A 21,581-nucleotide genomic window follows, 5' to 3' on the forward strand; every position below is an offset into this window, starting at 1 on the left:
GCTCGCCCCATGAGCACCCCCAGTGCAGCCGAGACACGGCGTCTCGGCGTGGAGACGACCGGCATCGAGATCATCGACGAGGCCGAGCGCACGGCCTCCCCTCGCGACCTCTTCTGGCCGTGGTTCGCGGCGAACGTCTCGGTCTTCGGGATCTCCTACGCCGCGTTCGTCCTCCAGTTCGGCGTCTCCTTCTGGCAGGGCGTCGTCGTCGCGGTCGTCGGCATCACCGTCTCGTTCGCCCTGTGCGGCGTCATCGCGATCGCCGGCAAGCGCGGCTCGGCCCCGACGATGGTCCTCTCCCGGGCGGCCTTCGGGGTCACCGGCCAGAAGGTCCCCGGCGTCGTCTCCTGGCTGACCTCGATCGGCTGGGAGACCTTCCTCGCCATCCTCGCCGTGCTCGCGACCTCGACGATCTTCGAGCGCCTCGGCTGGGGCGGCGGCACGGGGACGAAGATCGTCGCGGCCGCGGTCGTGGCGGCGCTGATCGTCAGCGCCTCGGTCGCCGGCTACCACATCATCATGCGCCTGCAGTCGGTGCTCACCTGGGTCACCGGCCTGGTCACCGTGGGCTACATCGCCCTGACGGCCGACCACGTCGACTGGTCCGCGGTCTCCGCGCTGCCCGGTGGCTCGCCGGCGGCGGTCGTCGGTGCGCTCGTCATGGTGATGACCGGCTTCGGGCTCGGCTGGATCAACATCGCCGCCGACTGGTCGCGCTACCAGCGCCGGGACGCCCCCGGCGGCGCGATCGTCGCGTGGAACACGATCGGCGGTGCGGTGGCCCCCGTGGTCCTCGTCCTCTACGGGCTGCTGCTCGCCGGGTCGGACGAGGAGCTGATGAACGGCATCGCCGACGACCCCATCGGCACCCTCGCCACCCTGCTGCCGACGTGGCTGCTCGTGCTCTTCCTCGTCGCCGTCATCCTCTCGCTCGTCTCCGGTGCCACCTTGGGCATCTACTCCTCCGGCCTGACCCTGCTCTCCCTCGGCGTGCGCATCCCGCGGCCGGCCGCGGCACTCGTCGACGGCGTCATCCTCACCCTGGGCACGATCTGGGTGGTCTTCTTCGCCCAGAGCTTCCTCGGGCCGTTCCAGTCCTTCCTCATCACCCTCGGCGTGCCGCTCGCGGCGTGGGCGGGGCTGATGATCGGCGACATCTGGCTGCGCCGGCGCGACTACGCCGAGGACGACCTGTTCACGACGCGCGGGCGGTACGGCGCCTGGGACCCGGTGGCCACCGGCACCCTCGTCGTCGCCTCGCTCGTCGGCTGGGGGCTCGTCGTCAACCTGTTCAGCGAGGACGCCTCGTGGAACAACTGGCAGGGCTACCTCCTCGGGCCGATCGGCGGCAAGGACGGCACCTGGGCGTACGCCAACCTCGGCGTCCTCGTGGCGCTCGTCCTCGGGCTGCTCGGCTCCCTCGTGCTGCGCCGCGGGAGGGTCGCCCGGCAGGAGGCGGCACCGGTCGGGGCCGGGGTCGAGGCGGGGGCCGAGGCGGGGGCCGAGGCCGCGCCGGGCGGTGCTCCGGGTGCCGGAGGGTCGGAGCCGGTGGCCTGATGCCGGACCGCGACGACTGGCTGGTCGTCGTCGACCCCCAGGTCGTCTTCGCCGACCCCGGCGCCTCGCCCTGGGGCTCGCCGATGTTCGCCGGTGCGGTCGGGCGGATGCGTTCGCTGGCGCGCGAGCACGGCCCGGAGCGCACCGTCGTCACCCGGTTCGTCGCCGACCCGTCGCTCGGGGGGTCGTGGGGCCCGTACTACGAGGAGTGGCCGTTCGCGCTCGTCCCCGATGCGGACCCGCTCTACGCCGTGGTCCCGCAGCTGGCCGGCATGGCGTCCCACGTGGTGACGGCCGGCACCTTCGGCAAGTGGCCGGTGCTGCGCGACCTCCTCGGCGCCGACGCCCACGTCACCCTGGCCGGGGTGTCGACGGACTGCTGCGTGATCTCCACGGCGCTGCCGATGGCCGACGCCGGCGTCACCGTCGAGGTCGCCGCCGACGCGTGCGCGGGCTCGACCCCACAGAACCACGTGCGGGCGCTGGCGGCGATGGCGCTCTTCGCCCCCCAGGTCACCGTCGTCTGAGCGGCGCCCGTCGGGCGTGCCCGTTCGGGGGTGCCGGCTCAGGCGGGCGGGTGCTCGCCGACCAGCTCGACGGCGCCGCCGTCGACTCCCTTGGCGCCGCGGGTCACGTCCCCGCCGGTGGCCCCGACCGCGGCCGCGTCGCGCACCTCGCCCATGACCCAGGTGCCGATGCCGCGGGAGGTCAGGTGGGTCCTCGCGGCGTCGACGGCCTCCGGGGGCAGGACGGCGACGAAGCCCACGCCCATGTTCAGGGTGCGCTCGAGGTCGGTTCGGGGCACCGCGCCGAGGCGGCCGATGGTGGTGAACACCGCCGGCGGGGTCCAGGTCGCGCGGTCCAGGCGGGCGTGCGTCCCGGGCGGCAGCACCCGTGCGAGGTTCGCCGCGAGCCCGCCCCCGGTCACGTGGGAGAGCGCGTGCACCTCGGCCCCGTCCGCGCGGAGGAGGTCGAGCAGGTCGGCGGTGTAGACGCGCGTCGGGGTGAGCAGCTCCTCCCCGAGGGTGCGCCCGAGCTCGTCGACGTGCCGGTCCAGCGCCCAGCCGGCCTGCGCGACGACCCGCCGGACGAGGGAGTACCCGTTGGAGTGCAGCCCGCTCGAGGCCAGCCCGAGGACGACGTCGCCGGGGCGCACCCGGTCGGGACCGAGCACGGCGTCGTGCTCGACGACCCCGGTCGCGGCTCCGGCGACGTCGTAGTCGTCGGGTCCGAGCAGGCCGGGGTGCTCGGCGGTCTCACCCCCGACGAGGGCGACCCGGGCCTGGGCACAGGCGGCCGCGATGCCGCCGACGACCGCGGCGATCCGCTCGGGGACGACGTGCCCGCAGGCGATGTAGTCGGTCATGAACAGCGGCTCGGCGCCGCAGACGACGATGTCGTCGACGACCATGCCGACGAGGTCGTAGCCGATGGTGTCGTGCCGGTCGAGCGCCTGCGCGATGGCGACCTTGGTGCCGACCCCGTCGGTGGACGTCGCGAGCACCGGGTGCCGGTAGCGCGCCAGGGCGCTGGCGTCGAACATCCCGGCGAAGCCGCCGAGGCCACCGAGCACCTCGGGCCGGGTGGCGCGGCGCACCGACTCCTTCATCAGCTCGACGGCCTTGTCGCCGGCCTCGACGTCGACGCCGGCGGCCGCGTAGGTGATGGCGGTGGGCTGGTCGGGCACGCTCGGCTGGCTCACGCCGCGCAGCCTACCGGCGCCCCGCCGCGCCCCGCCTCCCGCCTCGAGTGCGCAGGTGGTTGCCAGAGCGACCACGTCCGCACTCGCGCCGGGAAGGGCCGGCGCCCCACCTGCCGTGAGTGCGCAGATGGTTGCCAGAGCGACCACCTGCGCACTCGCGCCGGGGAGCCGGGGGGCGGGGGCGGGGGCGGGGCGAGAGGAGGAGGGGACGGGGTCAGAGGGCGCGGAGGATGTCCTCGACGCGCTCCTTGGCGTCGCCGAAGAGCATCTGGGTGTTCTCCCGGAAGAACAGCGGGTTCTGCACGCCGGCGTACCCCGTGGCCATCGAGCGCTTGAAGACGACGACGTCACGCGCCTCCCACACCCGCAGCACCGGCATCCCGGCGATCGGCGAGGTGGGGTCCTCCGCCGCGGCCGGGTTGACCGTGTCGTTCGCGCCGATGACGAGGACGACGTCGGTGTCGGCGAGGTCGTCGTTGATCTCGTCCATCTCCAGGACGATGTCGTAGGGCACCTTGGCCTCGGCGAGCAGGACGTTCATGTGCCCGGGTAGCCGTCCGGCGACCGGGTGGATGCCGAAGCGCACGTCGACGCCCTGTGCCCGCAGCCGCGTGGTCAGCTCGGCCACGGCGTGCTGGGCCTGCGCGGTGGCCATCCCGTACCCGGGCGTGATGACGACCGACCGCGCACCCTCGAGCAGCGCGGCAGCCCCCTCGGCGGTCACCTCACGGTGCTCGCCGTAGTCCTCGTCGCCCGAGGCCGACGTGCCCGCCTCGACCCCGAAGCCGCCGGCGATCACGGAGATGAACGAACGGTTCATCGCCCGGCACATGATGTAGGACAGGTAGGCACCGGAGGAGCCCACGAGCGCACCGGTGATGATGAGCAGGTCGTTGTCGAGGAGGAACCCGGCCGCGGCCGCCGCCCACCCCGAGTAGCTGTTGAGCATCGAGACGACGACGGGCATGTCGCCGCCGCCGATCGAGGCCACGAGGTGCCAGCCGAGGGCGAGCGCGAGCAGCGTGAGCAGCCCGAGCACGAGGTGCCGCCCGACGGTGGCGTCCTGCGGCAGCACGGCGTAGACGACGGTGAGGACGAGGAAGAGGCCGAGCGCCCCGAGGTTGAGCTGGTTGCGGAACAGCAGGGTGAGCGGGCGGGAGGCGATCCGCGCCGAGAGCTTGAGGAACGCGACGATCGACCCGGTGAAGGTGACCGCACCGATGAAGACGCCGACGGCCACCTCGACGTCGTGGATGGTCGGGTACGCCGTGAGCTCGTAGGAGCTGTTCCACCCGACGAGCACGGCGGCGAGCCCGACGAAGCTGTGCAGCATCGCGATGAGCTCGGGCATACCCGTCATCTCGACCTTGCGCGCCCGGTCGAGCCCGATCCCCGCGCCGATGAGCATGGCGGCGGCGATGAGGAGGAAGCCGAGCCCGCCCGACCCGCCGTCGCCGGCGGTCGCGGACAGGACGGTCGCGACGAGCGCGATGGCCATCCCCGCGATGCCGAACCGGTTGCCGCGGCGGGCCGTCTCGTGCCGCGAGAGGCCCGCGAGGGCGAGGATGAACAGCAGCCCGGCGACGATGTACGCGCCCTGGACGAGGGTCGCGCTCATCGGGCCGCCTCCTCGCGCTTGAACATCTCGAGCATTCGCGCGGTCACCCGGAACCCACCGAAGACGTTGATGCTCGCGACGAGGATGCCGACGAAGGCGAGCACGGAGACCCACACGCTGTCGTGCCCCACCTGGAGCAGCGCGCCGACGACGATGATGCCGCTGATCGCGTTCGTCACCGACATCAGCGGCGTGTGCAGCGCGTGGTGGACGTTGCCGATGACGTAGAAGCCGATGACGACGGCGAGCATGAACACCATGAAGTGCCCGAGGAAGGGCGCCGGTGAGAACGCCGCGACGAGGAGGAAGAGCGCCGCGCCGACCCCGGCGAGCGCCAGCTTGGTCTGCGCGCCCATCGGCGCGCGCGGCGTGGCGGCGCTCGTGGTGTCGACGGTGACGACGTCGGTGCCCGGGCTCGGCGCGGCCGAGACCTGGACCGGCGGCGGCGGCCAGAGCACCTCACCCTCGTGGACGACGGTCATCCCGCGCTGGACGACGTCCTCGAGGTCGAGGGCCACCTCGCCGTCCTTCTCCGGCGTGAGCAGCTTGACGAGGTTGACCAGGTTGGTGCCGTAGAGCTGCGAGGCCTGGGTCGGCAGCCGTCCGGGCAGGTCGGTGTAGCCGAGGATGGTCACCCCGCCCTCGGTGACGACCTTCTCCCCCGCGACGGTGCCGGCGACGTTGCCACCGTTGGCGGCCGCCATGTCGACGACGACCGAGCCGGGCTTCATCGAGGCCACCATCTCCTCGGTGAGCAGCCGCGGTGCCGGGCGGCCGGGGATGAGCGCGGTCGTGATGACGATGTCGACGTCCCGGGCCTGTTCCGCGTACAGCTCGGCGGCCCGGGCGTCGAAGTCGGCGCTGGTCTCCCGGGCGTAGCCGTCGGCCGAGGGGCCCTCGTCCTCGACCTGGATCCGGAGGAACTGCGCGCCCATGGACTCGACCTGCTCGGCGACCTCGGAGCGGGCGTCGAAGGCGCGCACGACGGCGCCCAGGCTGCTCGCGGTGCCGATCGCCGCGAGCCCGGCGACCCCCGCGCCGACGACGAGCACCTTCGCCGGCGGCACCTTGCCGGCGGCGGTGACCTGGCCGGTGAAGAAGGACCCGAACTCGTGGGCGGCCTCGATGACGGCGCGGTAGCCGCCGATGTTCGCCATCGAGGAGAGCACGTCGAGGGACTGTGCCCGGCTGATCCGTGGCACGGCGTCCATGGCCATCGCCGTGACGCCGCGGGCGGCGAGCCGCTCGAGCAGGTCGGGGTCGAGCGCCGGCGACATCAGCGCCGCGACGAGCTGGCCGGGCCGCAGGCGCGCGGTCTCCTCCTCGGTCGGGGCGTTGACCTTGAGGATGACGTCGGCGTTCCACACCGCCTCGCCGATGACGTCGGCACCGGCCTCGCGGTAGGCGTCGTCGGTGAACCCGGCGGCGGCGCCGGCGTCGTCCTCGACGAAGACGGTGTACCCCAGGCCCTCGAGCTGCTCGACGGTCCTGGGGGTCGCCGCGACACGGGTCTCCCCGGGCCGGGACTCACGAGGCACACCGATACGCACTGAGACTCCTCTTCGCTGGGCAGACCAGGACCGAACCTATCGGGTCGGGCTGAGCGCGTCAGCGGGTGTGTCACGCGGCACACGCCGACGTGCCCGGGACCTGCGCCGAGGACCCGGGCACGCGCGCCGGTGGAGTCAGCCCTCGGAGCGGTGGAACCCGCTGCGCTCGGCCGCGCCGGCGTCGTAGAACCACACGTCCGGCTCGGTGGAGTCGTAGCCGGGGTCCTCCGGCAGCCGGAAGGTCATCGTGTCGCGGTAGGCCTGGACGGGATGGTCCATCGGCTGGGCACCGTCCTCGATCGGGGCGGCCGAGCCGACGCCGTACCCGCCGTCGCGGATCTCGCGGAAGTCGCTCACCCGCCGGCCGGCGGCGGCCGGCGCCTCGTCGTCGTCCGGGCTCGGCGCCTCGTCCTCGGTCGGGTCCTCTTCCGGCTCGTCCCCCGTCGCGGTCGGCTCGTCGGCGGTCGGCTCGTCGCCCGTCGAGGTCGGCTCGTCGGCGGGCGGGGGCTCGGGCAGCGACCCGGTGTCCATCCCGGCGTCGAGTGCCTCACGCTGCATGTCCTCGCGCTCCTGCGCGAGGCGGTCGGCCCGGTCGCTGGTGTCCGCGAGGATCTCCCCCTCGTCCGCGGCCCAGTCCCGCTCGGGCTCCTCCTGCGGCGCGGGCTCCTCGTCCCCGGGGGGCTCCGGCTCGGCGAACGCGGCCGACCCCGGGTCCTCGGCGACCTCGGGCCCCTCGGGCGGGTCGGCCTGCTCGGCCGGGACCTGCTCGGCCTGCTCGGCGGGGGTCCGGTCCTCCTCGGCGTGGTGCTCGCTCATGTCCTCCACCTGCTCGCTCTCCTCGGCGGGCTCGCGCGGGCCGCCCCACTCGCCGGTCGGCTCCTGGGCGTCGGTGGCCGCGGACGAGACGCGCTCGGCCTCGTCGCCGCTCGCCGGCTCCGTACCCGCTTCGGCCGCGCTCCACACCTCGTCGGGGTCGGGGGCAGCCTGCTCGCCGGGGTCGGCGACGGCGTCCTCGCCGGGGTCGTCGCGGTAGTCCGCGGCCGCGGCGATCCGGGCGCTCGGGTCCTCGGTCAGCACGTCGGACGGCTCGGCCGACGGCTCCTCCCGCCGCGCCAGGCCCTCGGCCGCGCCGGCCCCGGCCGCCACGGCACTCGCGGCGCCGGGCAGCGGCACCGCGGGGCGGCCGGCCCACGAGCTGCGCTCGGCCTCCTCACGCAACCGGCGAGCCTCGGCGCGGGTCTGTGGCCGGCGCTCCTCGGTGAGGTCGGCCGAGGCCCGCACGTCGGGGTCAACGGCGTCGGCGCGCGCCAGCATCGCGTCGTAGTCGGTGCGCGTGCTCTCCGCGCTCTCCCGGTGCTCGGCGGCCTCCGCGGCGAGCCGGTCGGCCTCGGCCCGGGCCACGTCGGCGCGCTCCTCGGCCTGCTCGGCGAAGGCCTCCTGACCGGCGACGGCCGGCGCCAGGCCCTCGGCCTCGGCACGTAGCCCCTCGGCCTGCGCGCGCGCCTCGTCACGGCGCGCCGAGGAGCGGCGCACGAGCAGCCACACGAGGAGCACTGCGACGACGACGACGAGCAGGAGCAGCAGGAGCTGGTCGGTGGTCATGCGGTCCTCCCTGTCATGGACGGCGCCGGACGGCGCTGGCCCACAACCTACCGCCGGGACGCGCAAGTGCCCTGTCGGCCCTGGTCAGAGCCCCAGCTCGGCGACCGAGCGCTCGCGCATCTCGACCTTGCGCACCTTCCCCGTGACGGTCATCGGGAACTCGTCGACGACCTTGACGTAGCGCGGGATCTTGTAGTGGGCGAGCTGTCCGGTGCAGAACTCGCGCACGGCCTCGGCGGTGAGCGCCGGGGCGCCCTCCTTCATCCGCACCCAGGCACACAGCTCCTCGCCGTAGCGCTCGTCGGGGACCCCGACGACCTGGACGTCCTCGACGTCGGGGTGGGTGTAGAGGAACTCCTCGATCTCGCGCGGGTAGACGTTCTCGCCGCCGCGGATCACCATGTCCTTGATCCGGCCGGTGATCTGGACGAACCCGTCCTCGTCCATGACCGCGATGTCCCCGGTGTGCATCCAGCCGTCGCGCAGCACCTGCGCGGTCTTCTCCGGCTCCTCCCAGTACCCGAGCATGACCGAGTAGCCCTTGGTGCAGAACTCACCCGGCGTCCCCCGGGGAACGGTCTCGCCGGTCACCGGGTCGACGACCTTGACCTCGAGGTGCGGATGCACCGACCCGACGGTGTTCACCTTCTGCTCGAAGGTGTCGTCGGTGTGGTTCTGGGTCGACACCGGCGAGGTCTCGGTCATCCCGTAGCAGATGGTCATCTCCTCGATGCCGGACTCGATGAGCCGGGTCATCATCGAGGCCGGGCACGGGGAGCCGGCCATGATCCCGGTGCGCACCGAGGACAGGTCGTAGCTCTCGAGGTCCGGCAGGGCCCACTCGGCGATGAACATCGTCGGCACGCCGTAGAGCGACGTGCAGCGCTCCTGCGCCACCGCCGCGAGGGTGGCGGAGGGGTCGAAGCCCGGCGCCGGGATGACCATGCACGCACCGTGCGTGACCGCCGCGAGGTTGCCCATGACCATGCCGAAGCAGTGGTAGAAGGGCACCGGGATGCAGATCCGGTCGGCCTCGGTGTAGTCGCACAGCTCCCCGACGAGGTAGCCGTTGTTGAGGATGTTGTGGTGCGAGAGCGTCGCGCCCTTGGGGAAGCCGGTCGTGCCCGACGTGTACTGGATGTTGATCGGCTCGCCGGGCTCGAGCGCGGCCTGGAGCATCCGCAGCCGCTCGGGGCTGACCGCCGAGGCGCCCTCGAGCAGCCGGTCCCACGACTCCTGGCCGATGACGAACACCTGCTCCAGCGCCGGGCACTGCGGGCGGGCGCTCTCGACCATGGCGACGTAGTCGGAGGTCTTGAAGGACTCGGCCGTGACGAGCATCCGGATGCCCGCCTGCCCGAGCACGTAGGTCAGCTCGTGGCTGCGGTAGGCCGGGTTGATGTTGACGAGGATCGCGCCCACCTTGGCCGTCGCGAGCTGGACGAGGGTCCACTGCGCGCAGTTCGGGGCCCAGATGCCGATCCGGTCCCCCTTCTCCAGCCCCGCGGCGACGAGGCCGCGCGCCAGCCGGTCGACCTCGGCGCCGAGCTCGGCGTAGGTCAGCCGCACCCCCTGGGCGCAGTCGACGAGTGCCTCGCGCCCCGGGTGGCGCGCGACGGTCGCGTCGAGGCTGTCGCCGATGGTCTGCTCGAGCAGCGGGGGCTCGAGGACCCCCACGGTGTGCGACAGGTGCGGGTCGGGGGTCGTGGCCATCGTCGTCCTTCCGGCAGCGGTGCCTGGGTGGCCCTAGCCAACACGCCGGGCGGCCCCGGAGGCAACAGTGCTCACCGCGCCGTGGGCCTGGAGAGCCGGTCGAGCACCCCGAGGAGCAGGGCCTCGCGCAGCGGTGGCGGGCAGACGTCCAGGAGGGCGTTGACCGGGGCCATCCGCTGCGGCAGCGTGAGCTCCCCGTCCGGCCCGGCCAGGCCCGCGGCCGCGAGCAGCCGGGCGAAGCCGGCCTCGTCCAGGGCGGCCGGGTCGAGGCTCGCGAGCATCCCCGCCAGGCCCGGGTCGACCGGCACCGGGCCGCTCGCGCGGGCCGCCGCCACGGCCTCCTTCACAGCCGTGACGAACTCGGGTACCGACGGGGCGGTCGCGGCCGAGAGGGTGAGGTGCAGGGTGGGCGGCAGCGCGCCGAAGGTCATCTGCGGCTGCACGAACCACCCGCGGGCGAGCATCTCGTCGGCGAGCGTGAAGACGTCGCACGAGCCGTCGGTGGCGAGCGCCAGGAGGGTCGAGTCCGGCTCGGCGACGACCCGCAGGCCCTCGACGTCGCGCACCGCGCGGGTCAGGTCCACCGTGGCCGCGCGCGCCTCGCGGGCGAGCCGGGCGTACCCCTCGCGGCCGATGTGCCGGGTCACCGCCCAGGCCGCCGCGAGCGGGCCGCCGGACTTCGTCGACTGCACCGTGCTGTTGAGCATCGTGTAGCCCGGCCACCGGGCCGAGGCGAAGAAGTGGCCGCGGCGCAGTGCCGCGTCGCGGTGCACGAGCAGGGAGACGCCCTTGGGCGTGTAGGCGTACTTGTGCAGGTCGACGCTCACGCTCGTCACGCCGTCGACCGCGAACGTCCACGCTTCCGGCACCTCCAGGTGCGGCAGCACCCAGCCGCCGATGCAGGCGTCGACGTGGCAGCGCACCCCGCGCTCGGCGGCGACGGCCGCCACGTCCGCGACGGGGTCGAGGACCCCGTGGGCGTAGGAGGGCGCGGAGGCCACGACGAGGACGGTGGAGGCGTCGACGGCAGCGCGCATCGCCGCCGGGTCGGCCCGCAGGGTGGTGGGGTCGACGTCGACGACGGTCGGGCGCACCCCGAGCAGGTGCCCGGCCTTGAGGAAGGCGGCGTGGGCCGACGAGGGCAGGACCATGCTCGGCGCCTCGACACCGGGCGCGCCCTCGCGGGCGGCGAGCACCGCCAGCAGGATCGACTCGGTCCCCCCGGAGGTCACCGACCCCACGGCGCCGGGCGGTGCATCGAGCAGCGCGGCGGCCTCGGCGACGAGGTCGTTCTCCATCTGGAGCAGCGAGGGGAAGGCGGTGGGGTCCAGGCCGTTGGACGAGGAGTACATCGCGAGCGCCTCGCGCCCGAGCGCGTCGGCGTCGGCGAGCCCGGAGTCGTAGACGTAGGCCAGCGTGCGACCGCCGTGGGTCGGCAGGTCGTGCGCCTGGAGGGCGCGCAGCTCGGCGAGCACGTGCCCCGCACCCCGGCCCGCGGCGAGGCCGGTGGGGTCGGTGCCGGTGGGGTCGGTGTCGGCGGGGCCGGTCATGGGGTCACCTTCGGGTCGAGCCGGTAGCGGCGCAGGAGGAGCAGCGAGGTCGCGACGAGCAGCGCGGGCAGCACCGTGAAGCCGAGGGCGACCGCCCATCGCGCCGAGTCGGGCTGGACGGCGGCGGCGTCGGTGGAGGAGACGTACCCACCCACCGCGAGCACCGCGGCGTAGAGGAAGGGCCCGAGGGCCAGGCCGAGGGTCTCGCCGGCGGTCCAGACGCCGGTGTAGGTGCCGGCCCGGTCCTCACCGGTCCGCGCCGTGTCGGCCGCCGCGACGTCCGGGAGCATCGCGAGCGGGAACATCTGGCACGCGGCGTAGCCGACGCCCACGACGCCGACGGTGACCGCCGTCGCGACGGTGCCGAGGCCGGTCGCGGCCAGGGTCGCCAGGGCGCCCGCGCCGAGGAGGAGCGAGCCCCACAGGTACCCGGTGCGCTTGCCCCGCCGCTCCCCGAGCCGCTGCCAGAGCGGGGTGACGAGCAGCGCCGGCCCGACGAAACAGACGAAGAGGACGGTCGAGGCGCCGGTGCTGCCGAGCAGGACCCGGGCGACGTAGTCGACCCCGGCGAGCATCGCGCCGGTCGCGAGGGCCTGGAGCACGAACACGGCAAGCAGCGCCCGGAACTCCTGCGAGGCCCCGACGACCCGCAGCTGGTCGGCGAGGCTTCCGCCCGCCGTCGCCGCCCGCCGGGTCGGCGCGGTCCGGGTCCCCCACCAGGCGCCGACGGTCCCGACGAGGATGAGGACGCCGACGAACAGCCCGACGCCCCGGTAGCCCCACGTCGGGCCGAGCGCGTCACGGACGACCGGCGAGAGCCCGCCGGACACGAGGATCGCCAGCGCGAGGACCGCCACCCGCCAGGTCATCAGCCGGGTGCGCTCGTCGTAGTCGTCGGTCATCTCCGCGGGCATCGCGACGTACGGGACCTGGAAGAACGCGTAGGCCGTCGCGCAGGCGAGGAAGAGCACGACGACCCAGGCCGCCGCGATGCCGGTCGGCGCGGTCGGGCCGGAGAAGAGCAGCACGAAGGCGACGGCGAGGAGGATCCCGGCCCGCAGCAGGAAGGGGCGTCGGCGACCCCCGGGGTGGCTCGAGCGGTCGCTGACCCGCCCGGCGACCGGGTTGAGCAGGACGTCCCACGCCTTGGGGAGGAAGACGACGAGCCCCGCGACCCCGGCCGCGACGCCGAGCCGGTCGGTGAGGTACGGCAGGAGCAACAAGCCGGGGACGGTGCCGAACGAGCCGGTCGCGACGGAGCCGAGCCCGTAGCCGCGGCGGGCCGACGGCGGCAGGCCGCCGGTGGCCCTCGACGCCGCTGCCTGCGCATCCATGACCGGACCCTAGCCGGGCGGCCCTCCGCATCGAGGCCACACGGACCCAGGAGGCGGGCCCGAGGCGGTCGGCGATGCAGGTCGTCGGCGATGATGGGCGGGTGGGCGAGCGAGGACGGTTCCGCGGACGGATCGCGGGGGTGGGCTCGACCTCGGGGGTCCGGGTGGTCGTCGGCCGGTGGCAGGAGTCGCCGTTCGGGGGGTTCGCGGACGCGATGGTCGAGCGGGCCGACGGGCACCGGGTGCTCCTCGCGCCGACCGAGCAGGTCGCCGACCTCGTCGCGACGACCTACACCTTCGACGAGGTGCGGCTCGAGCCCGTCGCGGTGGAGGACGCCCCGGGCGGATGGCGGATCGCCTCCCCCTCGCTCGACCTGTCGCTCGAGGTCGGCCGTCGCACCGCGCTCGGGCGGCTGCTGCGCGTGCTGCCGCGTCCGGTGGCCGAGAGCCCGGGTTTCGCGACCGCGGCCGACCCCGTCGCCCGGGTCGTCCTACGCGGCGTGCGGACCCGCGGCACCGCCCGGGCCGGACGCCGCGAGTACTACGGCGCGACGGACGTGCGGGCCGTCACCGCGCTGCGAGGGTCGTTCGAGGGGAGCGACCTCGGCCGGCTCGCTCCCGTCGACCCACCGTGCCGGTTCGGCTTCTCCTCGACGCCGCGCCGCCCGTCGGTCACGTCGGTGACGACGACGATCGTCGACCACTGAGCTCCGTGGCCGGTGCCACCCCGCTCAGGTGCGCGGGGTGATCCGGAGCAGCGTGTCGTCGTCGCCGTTCGTCGTCGTGACGTAGAGGGCCTTGTCGGGTCCGAGCCGAGCCGCGCGCAGCCGCCCGTACGGACCGTTCGTCGCCGTGGGGATCGCGACGTCGGCGAGCGAGCCGTCGTCCTTCAGGGTGAGGACGAGGAGCTTGGCGCCCTTGAGGGCGGTGACGACGAGCGCCCCGTCGAAGGCGCCCCACTGCTCGCCCTCGAGGAACTCCGCCCCGCAGATCGCCTGGGTCGTCTTCCCCGACTGCCAGATCGCGGGGACGGCGTCCGGGTAGCGCTTGCGGTCGGTCATCGGGACGCTCTCGTCGTAGCCGCCGACGGTGCCGCCCTGCGCCGGGTCCCAGCCGTAGTTTCCTCCGGGCACGAGGACGTTGACCTCGTCGTCGAAGGAGGGCCCGTGCTCGGCGGTGTAGACCCGCCCGGTTCCCGGCTGCAGGGCGACGCCCTGGATGTTGCGGTGGCCGTAGCTCGTGACGTGCCGCTCGTTGCGGTCGTCGGAGTCGGCGAACGGGTTGTCCGGCATGGGGTCGCCGGTCTCCAGGTCGAGCCGCAGGGTCTTGCCGCCCAGGCTCGTCCGGTCCTGTGGGAGCGAGCCGACCGCCGTGTCGCCGGTGCCGACGACGAGCGCACCGCCCGCGTCGAGCTCGAGCCGGCAGCCGGAGTGCCGACCGGTCGAGAGCGGCAGGCCGTCGAGCAGGGTCCGCTCGCGCGTCGCCGAGGACCCGTCGGCGGACAGCGTCCACGTGACGAGCCGGATGTCGACGGGATTGCCGCCCTCGGCGTGGGTCTGGCAGGTCGTGAACTCGCGGGAGGAGGCGAAGTCCGGGTGGACGAGCATCCCCATGAGGCCGCCCTCGCTCGCGACGAACAGGTCCTCGAGGTCGGCCTCGACCCGGGTGACCTTCGCCCCCTCGCGCAGCGAGGAGACGAGCGAGATTCGGCCCGGTCGCTCGGTGACCAGGGCCTTGCCGTCGGGGAGGAAGCCGACGTCCCACCCGTGCTCGAACCCGTCGGCGACGACCTCGACGTCGAGCGCGGGCGCCCGGGTGCTGCGCGGTGCAGGGCTGCTCGACGCGGTCGTCGGGGCTGCGCTCGTTGACGGGCTCGTGCTGCTCGGCGGAGCCGGGTCCTCCTCGTCGGCGGGGCCGACGGGCGAGCACCCGGCCGCGACGGCGAGGCCGGCGAGCAGCGCGAGCGCCCGCGTCGACCGGCGTCGCGGGGCGAGGGTCGGCAGCGGGCGCATGCCCCAGTCTCACACCCGGCCGCGGCGGCGTGACCCGCGCGCGCCCGGCGGTCCGCGTCGTGGTGAGGGTCAGGACGGCAGGTCGGCGCAGACCCGTTCGTACGCGAGCGCGAGCGCGCCCAGGTCGGCGCGGTAGCGCGCGATCGCGCAGCCGCGCCCGTTCGGCTTGACGAGGATGCCCTCCTGCGCCCAGGCCTGCCGGGCCCGCTCGCGCAGGGGGACCGGCAGGTCCCCCGAGGCGTTCGTGACCCGCCACCAGGTGACGTTCCCGCCGTAGGCCCGCATGACCGAGCCCACCTGCCGCGGGCCGATGCCGACGAGTGCCGCGAGGTCCCCGTAGGAGACGACCCGGCCGCGGGGAACCTGCTCGACCGCCCGCAGCACGCGCTCCACGACGAGGTCGTCCACGGGCGCGATTGTGGCACCAGCGGCGGCGGTGGTCACTCCGTGGCGCCGCCCCGGGGCACGCTGAGCGCGACGACGCACCCCGAGCCGTCGGGCAGGTTGGCGGCGTGCGCGTCACCGCCGTGGGCACGCGCCACCTCCCGGGTGATCGTCAGCCCGAGGCCCATGCCCCGCTCGTGCCGGGCGTGGTCGCCCCGCCACCCGGGCTCGAAGAGGTGCTCGAGGGCCTCCGGCGGCACGCCGCCGCACCCGTCGGTGACCTCGACGACCACCGCGTCGCCCTCCCTCCTCGTCACCACGCGGACCTGCCCGCCGGCGTCGGTGTGCTGGACCGCGTTCCGGAGCACGTTGCTCACCGCGCGGGTCAGTGCGCGAGCGTCGCCGAGCACGGTCGTCCCGGCGAGCTCGCCGCCGACGACGGCCACCGACGCCGCGTCGGCGAGTGGGCCGACACCGGCGACGGCGTCCGAGACGACGTCGTCGAGCTCGACCCGCTCGCGCCGGGTCGCCGTCGGGGCCTGCAGCCGGGACAGCTCGGCGATGTCGTCGACCATCCCGTCGACCCGGTCGACCTCGTGGACGATCCGTGCGTGCGCCGCGTGCGGCTCGGCGACGGCGTCGTCCTCGAGCGACTCCGCGAGCAGCCGGATCCCGGCCAGGGGGGTGCGCAGGTCGTGGGAGAGCCAGCGGATGGTCTCCCGGCGGGACCGCTCGACCTCGCGGTCACGTTCGTGGGCCGCCCGGGCGGCGGCCGACTCACGCTCGAGGCGCCACACCCGGCGGGCGAGGACGACGCCGACGAGGACGGCCATGGGCGCACCGGCGAGGAGGACGAACACCAGGGTGCGGTAGTCGTCCTCGCCGATGAGCATCGAGCGGGTGGCGACGGCGACCCCGGCGGCCAGGGACCCCACGAGGACGAGGGGCGCGCCGAGCGCCGCGACCACAGGGCGGTGCCGCGAGAGCCGCGCGAGGACGAGGGCGCCCACGACCCCGGCGAGCGCGGTGACGACCGCCGAGAGCAGGACGGCGCTGGCGTCCGGGCTCACGCCTCGCCCCCCTCCGGCGGGGTCGGGTCCCACCGGTAGCCCCGGCCGAACACCGTCGCCAGCCGGGTCGGGGCGCTGGGGTCGAGCTCGACCTTCTCCCGCAGCCGCCGCACGTGCACGGTGACCGTCGAGGCGTCACCGACCTGCCAGCCCCACACCTCGCGGATCAGCTGGTCGCGCGACCAGGCGACCCCCGGGTGCTGGACGAGCCACGCGAGCAGGTCCAGCTCGCGCGCCGTGAGAGGCAGCGGCTCGCCCCGCCGGTGCACCGCGCGGGCGCCGAGGTCGACGACGAGGTCACCGTCCCGCAGCACGTCGGTGACCTCCGCCGCCGGCGCCGCGGTGCGCCGCAGCAGCGAGCGCACCCGCAGCTCGAGCTCACGCAGGCTGAAGGGCTTGGTCACGTAGTCGTCGGCGCCGTGCTGGAGGCCCTGGACCCGCTCGTGCTCCTGGCCGCGTGCGGTGACCATGATCAGGGGCAGGTCGCGGCGCATCGAGCGCAGCCGGCGGGTGACCTCGAGCCCGCCGAGCCCGGGCAGCATGAGGTCGAGCAGGACGAGGTCGGCCGGCGCCCCGGCGTACCGCTGCACGGCCTCGGTCCCGTCCCCGACGGCGTCGACGTCGTAGCCGGCGCGCGTGAGGTACGCCGCGACGGCCTCGCGGACGGTCGTGTCGTCCTCGACGAGCAGGATCCGGGCCACCGGCCCAGGCTAGGGCCGGCCCCGGCCGCCCGCCCCCGTCCCGCCGGCACCGGTAAGCCGCCCGCAACCCGGGCCGCCGGCCGCTGCGCCCCGCCGCTCCCGGCACGGGGTGGACCCTCACCCGCCCGGTGGGCCCGGGCTGGAAGACTGTCCCCATGCGCCGGATCGTCCAGAGCAAGAAGCTCCAGCACGTCCGCTACGACGTGCGAGGCCCGATCCTCGTCGAGGCCCAGCGGCTCGAGGCCGAGGGGCAGAAGATCCTCAAGCTCAACATCGGCAACACCGCGCCGTTCGGCTTCGAGGCCCCCGAGGCGATCGTGGCCGACATGGTCCACAACCTGCCCCAGAGCCAGGGGTACGCCGACTCGCGCGGCATCTACTCGGCCCGCACGGCCGTCGCGCAGTACTACCAGTCCCGGGGCCTGCGAGGCACGGGCGTCGACGACGTCTTCATCGGCAACGGCGTCTCCGAGCTGATCACCATGGTCCTGCAGGCCTTCGTCGACGACGGCAACGAGATCCTCGTCCCGGCCCCCGACTACCCCCTGTGGACCGGCGCCGTCTCGCTCTCCGGCGGCACGCCCGTCCACTACCGGTGCGACGAGGACAACGGGTGGAACCCCGACCTGGCCGACATCGAGGCCAAGATCACGCCGAACACGCACGCCATCGTCGTCATCAACCCGAACAACCCGACGGGGGCGGTGTACTCGCAGGAGACGGTGCGCGCCCTGGTCGACATCGCCCGCCGGCACGACCTCGTCGTCATGGCCGACGAGATCTACGAGAAGATCCTCTTCGACGACGCCGTCCACCACCACGCCGCCTCCTTCGCCGGCGACGACGTCCTCTGCCTCACCTTCAGCGGCCTGTCCAAGGCCTACCGGGTGTGTGGGTACCGGGCCGGCTGGGTCATGGTCAGCGGCCCCAAGCACCTGGCCGAGGACTTCCTCGAGGGCCTGACACTGCTGGCGAACATGCGCATGTGCGCCAACGTGCCCGCCCAGCACGCCATCCAGACCGCCCTCGGGGGCTACCAGTCGGTCGACGAGCTGATCGGCCCCGGCGGGCGCTTCCGGGAGCAGAGCAAGCTGGCCTGGCGGCTGCTCACCGAGATCCCCGGCGTCTCGTGCGTCGAGCCCCAGGGGGCCCTGTACTGCTTCCCCCGGCTCGACCCGCAGGTCTACCCGATCGAGTCCGACGAGGCGTTCGTCATCGACCTGCTGCGGTCCAAGAAGATCCTCGTCACCCACGGCACCGGCTTCAACTGGTTCGCACCGGACCACTTCCGGCTCGTCACCCTGCCCGACGAGGAGACGCTCACCGAGGCGATCGGCCGGATCGCGGAGCACCTCGCGAGCATGCGGGCGTAACCGGTGGCGCTCGTCCCCGCACGGCTCGACGGTGCCCTGCTCGGCACGGTCGCCCTCGGCGGCGCCATCGGCTCCCTCGGCCGCTGGGCGGTCGGCCTCGCGCTGCCGCACATCCCCGGCACGGTGCCCTGGGCCACCCTGCTCGTCAACGTCACCGGCGCCTTCGCCATGGGCATGCTCGTGGCCTTCCTCGTCGACCGCCCGGGGGTGCACCGGCTGGCGCGCCCGTTCATCGGGGTCGGGGTCCTCGGGGGGTGGACGACGTTCTCGGCGCTGGCCGTCGAGACCGTGCAGCTGGGGGAGACCCACCACGTGCAGGAGGCGCTCGCGTACGTCACCGGCACCTTCCTGCTCGGCACCCTGGCGGTCGCCGGGGGCACCACGCTCGGCCGCCGCGTCTGGCCCGGGCCGTGACCGCCGTCCACGCCCTGCTCGTCGCCCTCGGTGCCGCCGTCGGGGCGCCGGCCCGGATGCTCGTCGGCCAGTGGGCCCGCGACCGGGCCGGGCTGCCCACGCCCGCAGGGACGCTGGCGGTCAACGTCGCCGGGTCGCTCGCCCTCGGAGCGGTCGTCGGGAGCGGGGTCGACGGCGGATGGCTCGCCCTCGTGGGCACCGGCTTCTGTGGGGCGTTCACGACCTTCTCCTCGCTCGCCCTCGAGGTCTGGGACGCGATGGCCGAGGGGCGCCGGGTGGAGTCGGCGGGCACCGTCGGTCTCTCCCTCGTCCTCGGGCTCGGCGCCGCGGCGCTCGGCTACCTGGTCGCCGGCTGAGCACGCCCGGCCGGGGCGGGCAGCGGTCCGCCGCCCGGCCCCCGGGGGCGCGGGCGGCGGACCGGTCGCTCAGCGGTGGTGGCCGTGGGTCCGCGCGACGACGCCGGCGGCGTTGACGATGCCGGCACCGTAGAACCCGTTGAACGCGGGCCCGCCGACACACTGCGCGGTGTACTCCGGCGAGCGGCCGACGTCCGTGTACGACATCGTGCCGCCGGCCGGGCAGGCGTGGTCGGTCGCCGTCCGCATGACGATCGAGCGGACGGTGTCCGGCGCGAGCCCGAAGCCGCCACGGCCCTGGGTCCTCCCGTGCGCGGAGACCGCGAGCGCCGCGACCCCGGCCGCGTGCGGCGAGGCCATCGAGGTGCCCTGGAGGTACTGGTAGTACCCGCAGACCTCCTCACCCCTGCCGTGCCCGTGGCCGCGGACCGTCCGGCAGTCCTTCATCGTGCCGTAGGCCTCGCCGAGCGGGGTGATGTCGCCGTTCTCGTCGACCTGGCCCTCGGCCTGCATGACGTTGAGCGGTGCCGCCGAGAGGATGAGGTTCTCGTTCGTGGCGTAGGAGTCGGTGCCCACCCCGTCGCGGTACCAGCCGCCGGGCGCGGAGACCTCGATCTCGCCCGAGCGCAGGTCGGTCGTGTAGTTGGAGAAGTCCGCCTTGCGCTCCGAGGGCCCGAGCGCCGAGACGCCGAGGACGTAGGGCCCCTCGACCGGCAGGTCGAAGCAGGTGTCGTTGTCGATGGTCCGCGGGTGCTCGGTGCCCCCGGGGTAGTCGGGGCTCGAGGTGTCGGTCCGGGGGTTGGCGACGTCCTCGTGGTTGTTGCCGAGCGCGGCGACGAGGGTGACGCCCTTGCGGTGGGCGTACCGCAGCGCCCGGGTCATCGACTGGATGATGAGGTCCTGCTCCGCCGCCTCCTCCGGGCTGTCCTCGGGGGCGCCCCCGGCGCAGGTGTAGAGCCACGGGTCGACGTAGAAGGACATGTTGACGACGTCGATGCCGGCGTCGCCGGAGTAGGTCAGGGCGTCCACGGTGGGGGTGAGGAAGAAGTAGCCGCTGTCCTGCCCGGCCCGGACGTTGACGAGGTCGACGTCCGGCGCGACGCCGGAGACGCCGATGCCGTTGAGCGCGGCGCCGATGGTGCCCGCGACGTGGGTGCCGTGCCCGTTGTCGTCGTGGTCGACGGGGTCGACGCAGCCGGCGTACTCGCACTCCCCGTCGATGTCGGGCTGGTCGGTGACGAAGTTGCGCGACAGACGCCTGTCGAAGTTCGGCGCGAGGTCGGGGTGCGAGCCGTCGACGCCGGTGTCCATGATCCCGACCCGCACGCGCCGGTCCCCGGTCTCGGTCCGGTGCGCCTGTGGGGCGTTGATCATGTCCATGCCCCACAGGTACCCGTCGAGCGGGTCGGTCGCGGTGCCCTTGGGCCCGCGGCCCCGGTCGCGGGCGGCGCTGCTGCGCGCCGCGGTGCGGGCGGTGGCTGCCTGGTTCTCCCGGGTCACCTCGTCGCCGACCCGGCCGGTGTCGGGCGCGCGCCCGACGACCCCGTCGGTCGCGGCCGCGGCCACGCCGGAGAGCGAGCGCGCCGAGGCGGCGAAGCCGGCCGTCGTGGACTCGACCGAGACCAGACCGATGTCGGTGTTCACCGAGGTCACGGTGGCGCCGGCCCGCTCGAGGCGGTCCGCGAGCGCGCTCGCGTCGGTGCCCTCCTCGGCGAGCACCGCGTACCGGGTGCGCTCGCTCGACGCGGACGCCGAGCTCTCGTGTGCCGAGGCGCTCGTGGCCACGGTGCCGAGGGCGCTCGTCGCGAGCGCCGCGACGCCGGCCACGGCGACCATGCGGGATCGTCGCATTGTTGCTCTCCTCCGTCGGGGTGGGGACGCGGGGAGGTGCGTCCGCGCAGCCACCGTAGGGGCGCTCGCGGCGGCGCGCGACCGGAGGAGCCGACCCGGTGCGCGGCGCGCAGTGGCGGGTCAGCCCGCCGCGGGGGCGACCTCGACCTCGGCGCCGTAGGACCACCCGTCGGCGAGCGGGAGGGAGTCGCCGCTCCAGAACCGGCCGGGGTCGTACCAGCTCGTCGGCAGGCCGGGGCGCAGGACGCCCATCTCCTCGAGGGTCTCGGCCACGACCTCCGCGCAGTAGGCGTCCTCCGGGCGCAGGCCCTTGCGCTGCGCCGCCCGCCGGCTCAGGTGCGCGTCGCGGCCCCGCAGCCAGCGCCAGCCGAGCCGGGCCGTCGCGGGGAAGGAGACCCCGTCGAGCCGGGCGACCGCGCGCAGCGCGGCCTCCTCCTGGGCGCGGCCGGCGAACGGCTGCAGCTGGCGCAGCCAGGCACGTTGCCCGTAGCGCTCCTGCCAGGTGCGCACCGCCTCGGTGAGGTCGTGCAGCTGGACCCCCCGGTGGTGGTCGCCCGTCCACACGTCGGGCAACGAGCGGCCGAGCTCGGCGTGCCAGAGCAGCGGGGGGAGGTCGTCGACCACGAGGGCCATCGCGACGTGGTTGACGGGCGCGTTGCTCGCGGTCTGGATGACGCGGTCGGCGACGGTCGCGCCGCGGAAGACCCACAGGTCGCCCGTGCGGGTCGCGGCCACGGCATGATCGAGGGGGACCCTCCCGGTGCGCGCCATGGCCCCAGTCTGCCCGGCGCGCG

The 21,581-nt window shown here is 74.5% G+C and carries 19 protein-coding genes; 6 read left to right on the top strand and 13 right to left on the bottom strand.

The genetic code is table 11. The annotated features are described in order from the left end of the window. Positions 1 to 9: 9 nt before the first annotated feature. Positions 10 to 1,557, top strand: a complete 1,548-nt coding sequence (locus tag G8D98_RS03515; protein ID WP_166099186.1) for a purine-cytosine permease family protein — start codon at positions 10 to 12, stop codon at positions 1,555 to 1,557. Beyond that, positions 1,557 to 2,084, top strand: coding sequence for a cysteine hydrolase family protein (locus G8D98_RS03520; protein ID WP_166099189.1), 528 nt, complete (start codon positions 1,557 to 1,559; stop codon positions 2,082 to 2,084). Before G8D98_RS03515 ends, G8D98_RS03520 begins: the two co-directional genes overlap by 1 nt. 38 nt (positions 2,085 to 2,122) lie before the next feature. Here the strand turns inward: G8D98_RS03520 and purM are convergent, their stop codons facing one another. The 7 genes from purM to G8D98_RS03555 form a co-directional block, all read right to left on the bottom strand. Continuing rightward, positions 2,123 to 3,259, bottom strand: a complete 1,137-nt coding sequence (gene purM / locus G8D98_RS03525; protein WP_229661870.1) for a phosphoribosylformylglycinamidine cyclo-ligase — start codon at positions 3,257 to 3,259, stop codon at positions 2,123 to 2,125. A 214-nt stretch (positions 3,260 to 3,473) separates the two neighbouring features. Then, on the bottom strand, positions 3,474 to 4,877 hold the full coding sequence (gene pntB / locus G8D98_RS03530) for a Re/Si-specific NAD(P)(+) transhydrogenase subunit beta (RefSeq protein WP_166099192.1): 1,404 nt from the start codon (positions 4,875 to 4,877) through the stop codon (positions 3,474 to 3,476). Next, positions 4,874 to 6,427 (bottom strand): Re/Si-specific NAD(P)(+) transhydrogenase subunit alpha, encoded by a 1,554-nt coding sequence (locus G8D98_RS03535; protein WP_166099194.1) that lies wholly within the window; start codon positions 6,425 to 6,427, stop codon positions 4,874 to 4,876. Before G8D98_RS03535 ends, pntB begins: the two co-directional genes overlap by 4 nt. 135 nt (positions 6,428 to 6,562) lie before the next feature. Then, positions 6,563 to 8,029 (bottom strand): sunset domain-containing protein, encoded by a 1,467-nt coding sequence (locus G8D98_RS03540; protein WP_166099196.1) that lies wholly within the window; start codon positions 8,027 to 8,029, stop codon positions 6,563 to 6,565. An 84-nt stretch (positions 8,030 to 8,113) separates the two neighbouring features. Continuing rightward, the gene (locus G8D98_RS03545; protein WP_166099199.1) at positions 8,114 to 9,742 is read right to left on the bottom strand and encodes an AMP-binding protein; all 1,629 of its coding nucleotides are present in this window, start codon (positions 9,740 to 9,742) and stop codon (positions 8,114 to 8,116) included. A 71-nt stretch (positions 9,743 to 9,813) separates the two neighbouring features. Continuing rightward, positions 9,814 to 11,292: a pyridoxal phosphate-dependent decarboxylase family protein gene (locus tag G8D98_RS03550; protein WP_166099201.1), complete on the bottom strand. Its 1,479-nt coding sequence runs from the start codon at positions 11,290 to 11,292 to the stop codon at positions 9,814 to 9,816. Continuing rightward, a complete protein-coding gene (locus G8D98_RS03555) occupies positions 11,289 to 12,626 on the bottom strand; it encodes an MFS transporter (protein WP_166099203.1) in 1,338 nt (445 codons plus the stop codon). The genes G8D98_RS03550 and G8D98_RS03555 overlap by 4 nt, the downstream gene beginning before the upstream one ends. 101 nt (positions 12,627 to 12,727) lie before the next feature. On the opposite strand from G8D98_RS03555, the gene G8D98_RS03560 reads away from it, so the two are divergent. Beyond that, entirely contained in the window at positions 12,728 to 13,333 is a 606-nt protein-coding gene (locus G8D98_RS03560; protein ID WP_229661869.1) for a hypothetical protein, read from the top strand. 24 nt (positions 13,334 to 13,357) lie between these two features. On the opposite strand, the gene G8D98_RS03565 is transcribed toward G8D98_RS03560, so the two are convergent. From G8D98_RS03565 to G8D98_RS03580, 4 genes are all read right to left on the bottom strand, one after another. Next, a complete protein-coding gene (locus G8D98_RS03565) occupies positions 13,358 to 14,638 on the bottom strand; it encodes a PQQ-dependent sugar dehydrogenase (protein WP_166099210.1) in 1,281 nt (426 codons plus the stop codon). Positions 14,639 to 14,707: 69 nt separating this feature from the next. Next, positions 14,708 to 15,046, bottom strand: coding sequence for an MGMT family protein (locus G8D98_RS03570; RefSeq protein ID WP_166099213.1), 339 nt, complete (start codon positions 15,044 to 15,046; stop codon positions 14,708 to 14,710). Between the two features lie 32 nt (positions 15,047 to 15,078). Continuing rightward, positions 15,079 to 16,092: a sensor histidine kinase gene (locus G8D98_RS03575; RefSeq protein WP_166099216.1), complete on the bottom strand. Its 1,014-nt coding sequence runs from the start codon at positions 16,090 to 16,092 to the stop codon at positions 15,079 to 15,081. Further along, positions 16,089 to 16,793: a response regulator transcription factor gene (locus G8D98_RS03580; protein ID WP_166099219.1), complete on the bottom strand. Its 705-nt coding sequence runs from the start codon at positions 16,791 to 16,793 to the stop codon at positions 16,089 to 16,091. The genes G8D98_RS03575 and G8D98_RS03580 overlap by 4 nt, the downstream gene beginning before the upstream one ends. Positions 16,794 to 16,948: 155 nt before the next feature. Here G8D98_RS03580 and G8D98_RS03585 point away from each other — a divergent pair, with 155 nt between their 5' ends. From G8D98_RS03585 to G8D98_RS03595, 3 genes are read left to right on the top strand one after another with little or no spacing between them, the layout of a single operon-like run. Continuing rightward, positions 16,949 to 18,166 (top strand): pyridoxal phosphate-dependent aminotransferase, encoded by a 1,218-nt coding sequence (locus G8D98_RS03585; RefSeq protein ID WP_166099222.1) that lies wholly within the window; start codon positions 16,949 to 16,951, stop codon positions 18,164 to 18,166. Positions 18,167 to 18,169: 3 nt separating this feature from the next. Then, positions 18,170 to 18,580 carry a fluoride efflux transporter FluC gene (locus tag G8D98_RS03590; protein WP_205859692.1) on the top strand — a complete coding sequence of 137 codons (411 nt, stop codon included), beginning with the start codon at positions 18,170 to 18,172 and terminating at the stop codon, positions 18,578 to 18,580. Further along, on the top strand, positions 18,577 to 18,936 hold the full coding sequence (locus G8D98_RS03595) for a fluoride efflux transporter FluC (protein WP_205859693.1): 360 nt from the start codon (positions 18,577 to 18,579) through the stop codon (positions 18,934 to 18,936). The genes G8D98_RS03590 and G8D98_RS03595 overlap by 4 nt, the downstream gene beginning before the upstream one ends. A gap of 69 nt (positions 18,937 to 19,005) precedes the next feature. On the opposite strand, the gene G8D98_RS03600 is transcribed toward G8D98_RS03595, so the two are convergent. Together G8D98_RS03600 and G8D98_RS03605 are read right to left on the bottom strand one after the other, a co-directional pair. Beyond that, positions 19,006 to 20,787 (bottom strand): S8 family serine peptidase, encoded by a 1,782-nt coding sequence (locus G8D98_RS03600; protein WP_166099224.1) that lies wholly within the window; start codon positions 20,785 to 20,787, stop codon positions 19,006 to 19,008. 120 nt (positions 20,788 to 20,907) lie between these two features. Next, a complete protein-coding gene (locus G8D98_RS03605; RefSeq protein ID WP_166099227.1) occupies positions 20,908 to 21,558 on the bottom strand; it encodes a hypothetical protein in 651 nt (216 codons plus the stop codon). Between the last annotated feature and the right edge of the window lie 23 nt (positions 21,559 to 21,581).

Source organism: Phycicoccus endophyticus (genome assembly GCF_011326735.1).
GTDB classification, from domain to species: domain Bacteria; phylum Actinomycetota; class Actinomycetes; order Actinomycetales; family Dermatophilaceae; genus Phycicoccus; species Phycicoccus endophyticus.

Excerpts from the sequence above, each read along its gene's own strand:
- G8D98_RS03545 (WP_166099199.1), bottom strand. The coding sequence starts at position 9,742 with ATGGCCACGACCCCCGACCCGCACCTGTCGCACACCGTGGGGGTCCTC.
- pntB (WP_166099192.1), bottom strand. The coding sequence starts at position 4,877 with ATGAGCGCGACCCTCGTCCAGGGCGCGTACATCGTCGCCGGGCTGCTG.
- G8D98_RS03565 (WP_166099210.1), bottom strand. The coding sequence starts at position 14,638 with ATGCGCCCGCTGCCGACCCTCGCCCCGCGACGCCGGTCGACGCGGGCG.
- G8D98_RS03555 (WP_166099203.1), bottom strand. The coding sequence starts at position 12,626 with ATGGATGCGCAGGCAGCGGCGTCGAGGGCCACCGGCGGCCTGCCGCCG.
- G8D98_RS03605 (WP_166099227.1), bottom strand. The coding sequence starts at position 21,558 with ATGGCGCGCACCGGGAGGGTCCCCCTCGATCATGCCGTGGCCGCGACC.
- G8D98_RS03540 (WP_166099196.1), bottom strand. The coding sequence starts at position 8,029 with ATGACCACCGACCAGCTCCTGCTGCTCCTGCTCGTCGTCGTCGTCGCA.
- G8D98_RS03520 (WP_166099189.1), top strand. The coding sequence starts at position 1,557 with ATGCCGGACCGCGACGACTGGCTGGTCGTCGTCGACCCCCAGGTCGTC.
- G8D98_RS03585 (WP_166099222.1), top strand. The coding sequence starts at position 16,949 with ATGCGCCGGATCGTCCAGAGCAAGAAGCTCCAGCACGTCCGCTACGAC.
- G8D98_RS03550 (WP_166099201.1), bottom strand. The coding sequence starts at position 11,292 with ATGACCGGCCCCGCCGACACCGACCCCACCGGCACCGACCCCACCGGC.
- G8D98_RS03600 (WP_166099224.1), bottom strand. The coding sequence starts at position 20,787 with ATGCGACGATCCCGCATGGTCGCCGTGGCCGGCGTCGCGGCGCTCGCG.
- G8D98_RS03515 (WP_166099186.1), top strand. The coding sequence starts at position 10 with ATGAGCACCCCCAGTGCAGCCGAGACACGGCGTCTCGGCGTGGAGACG.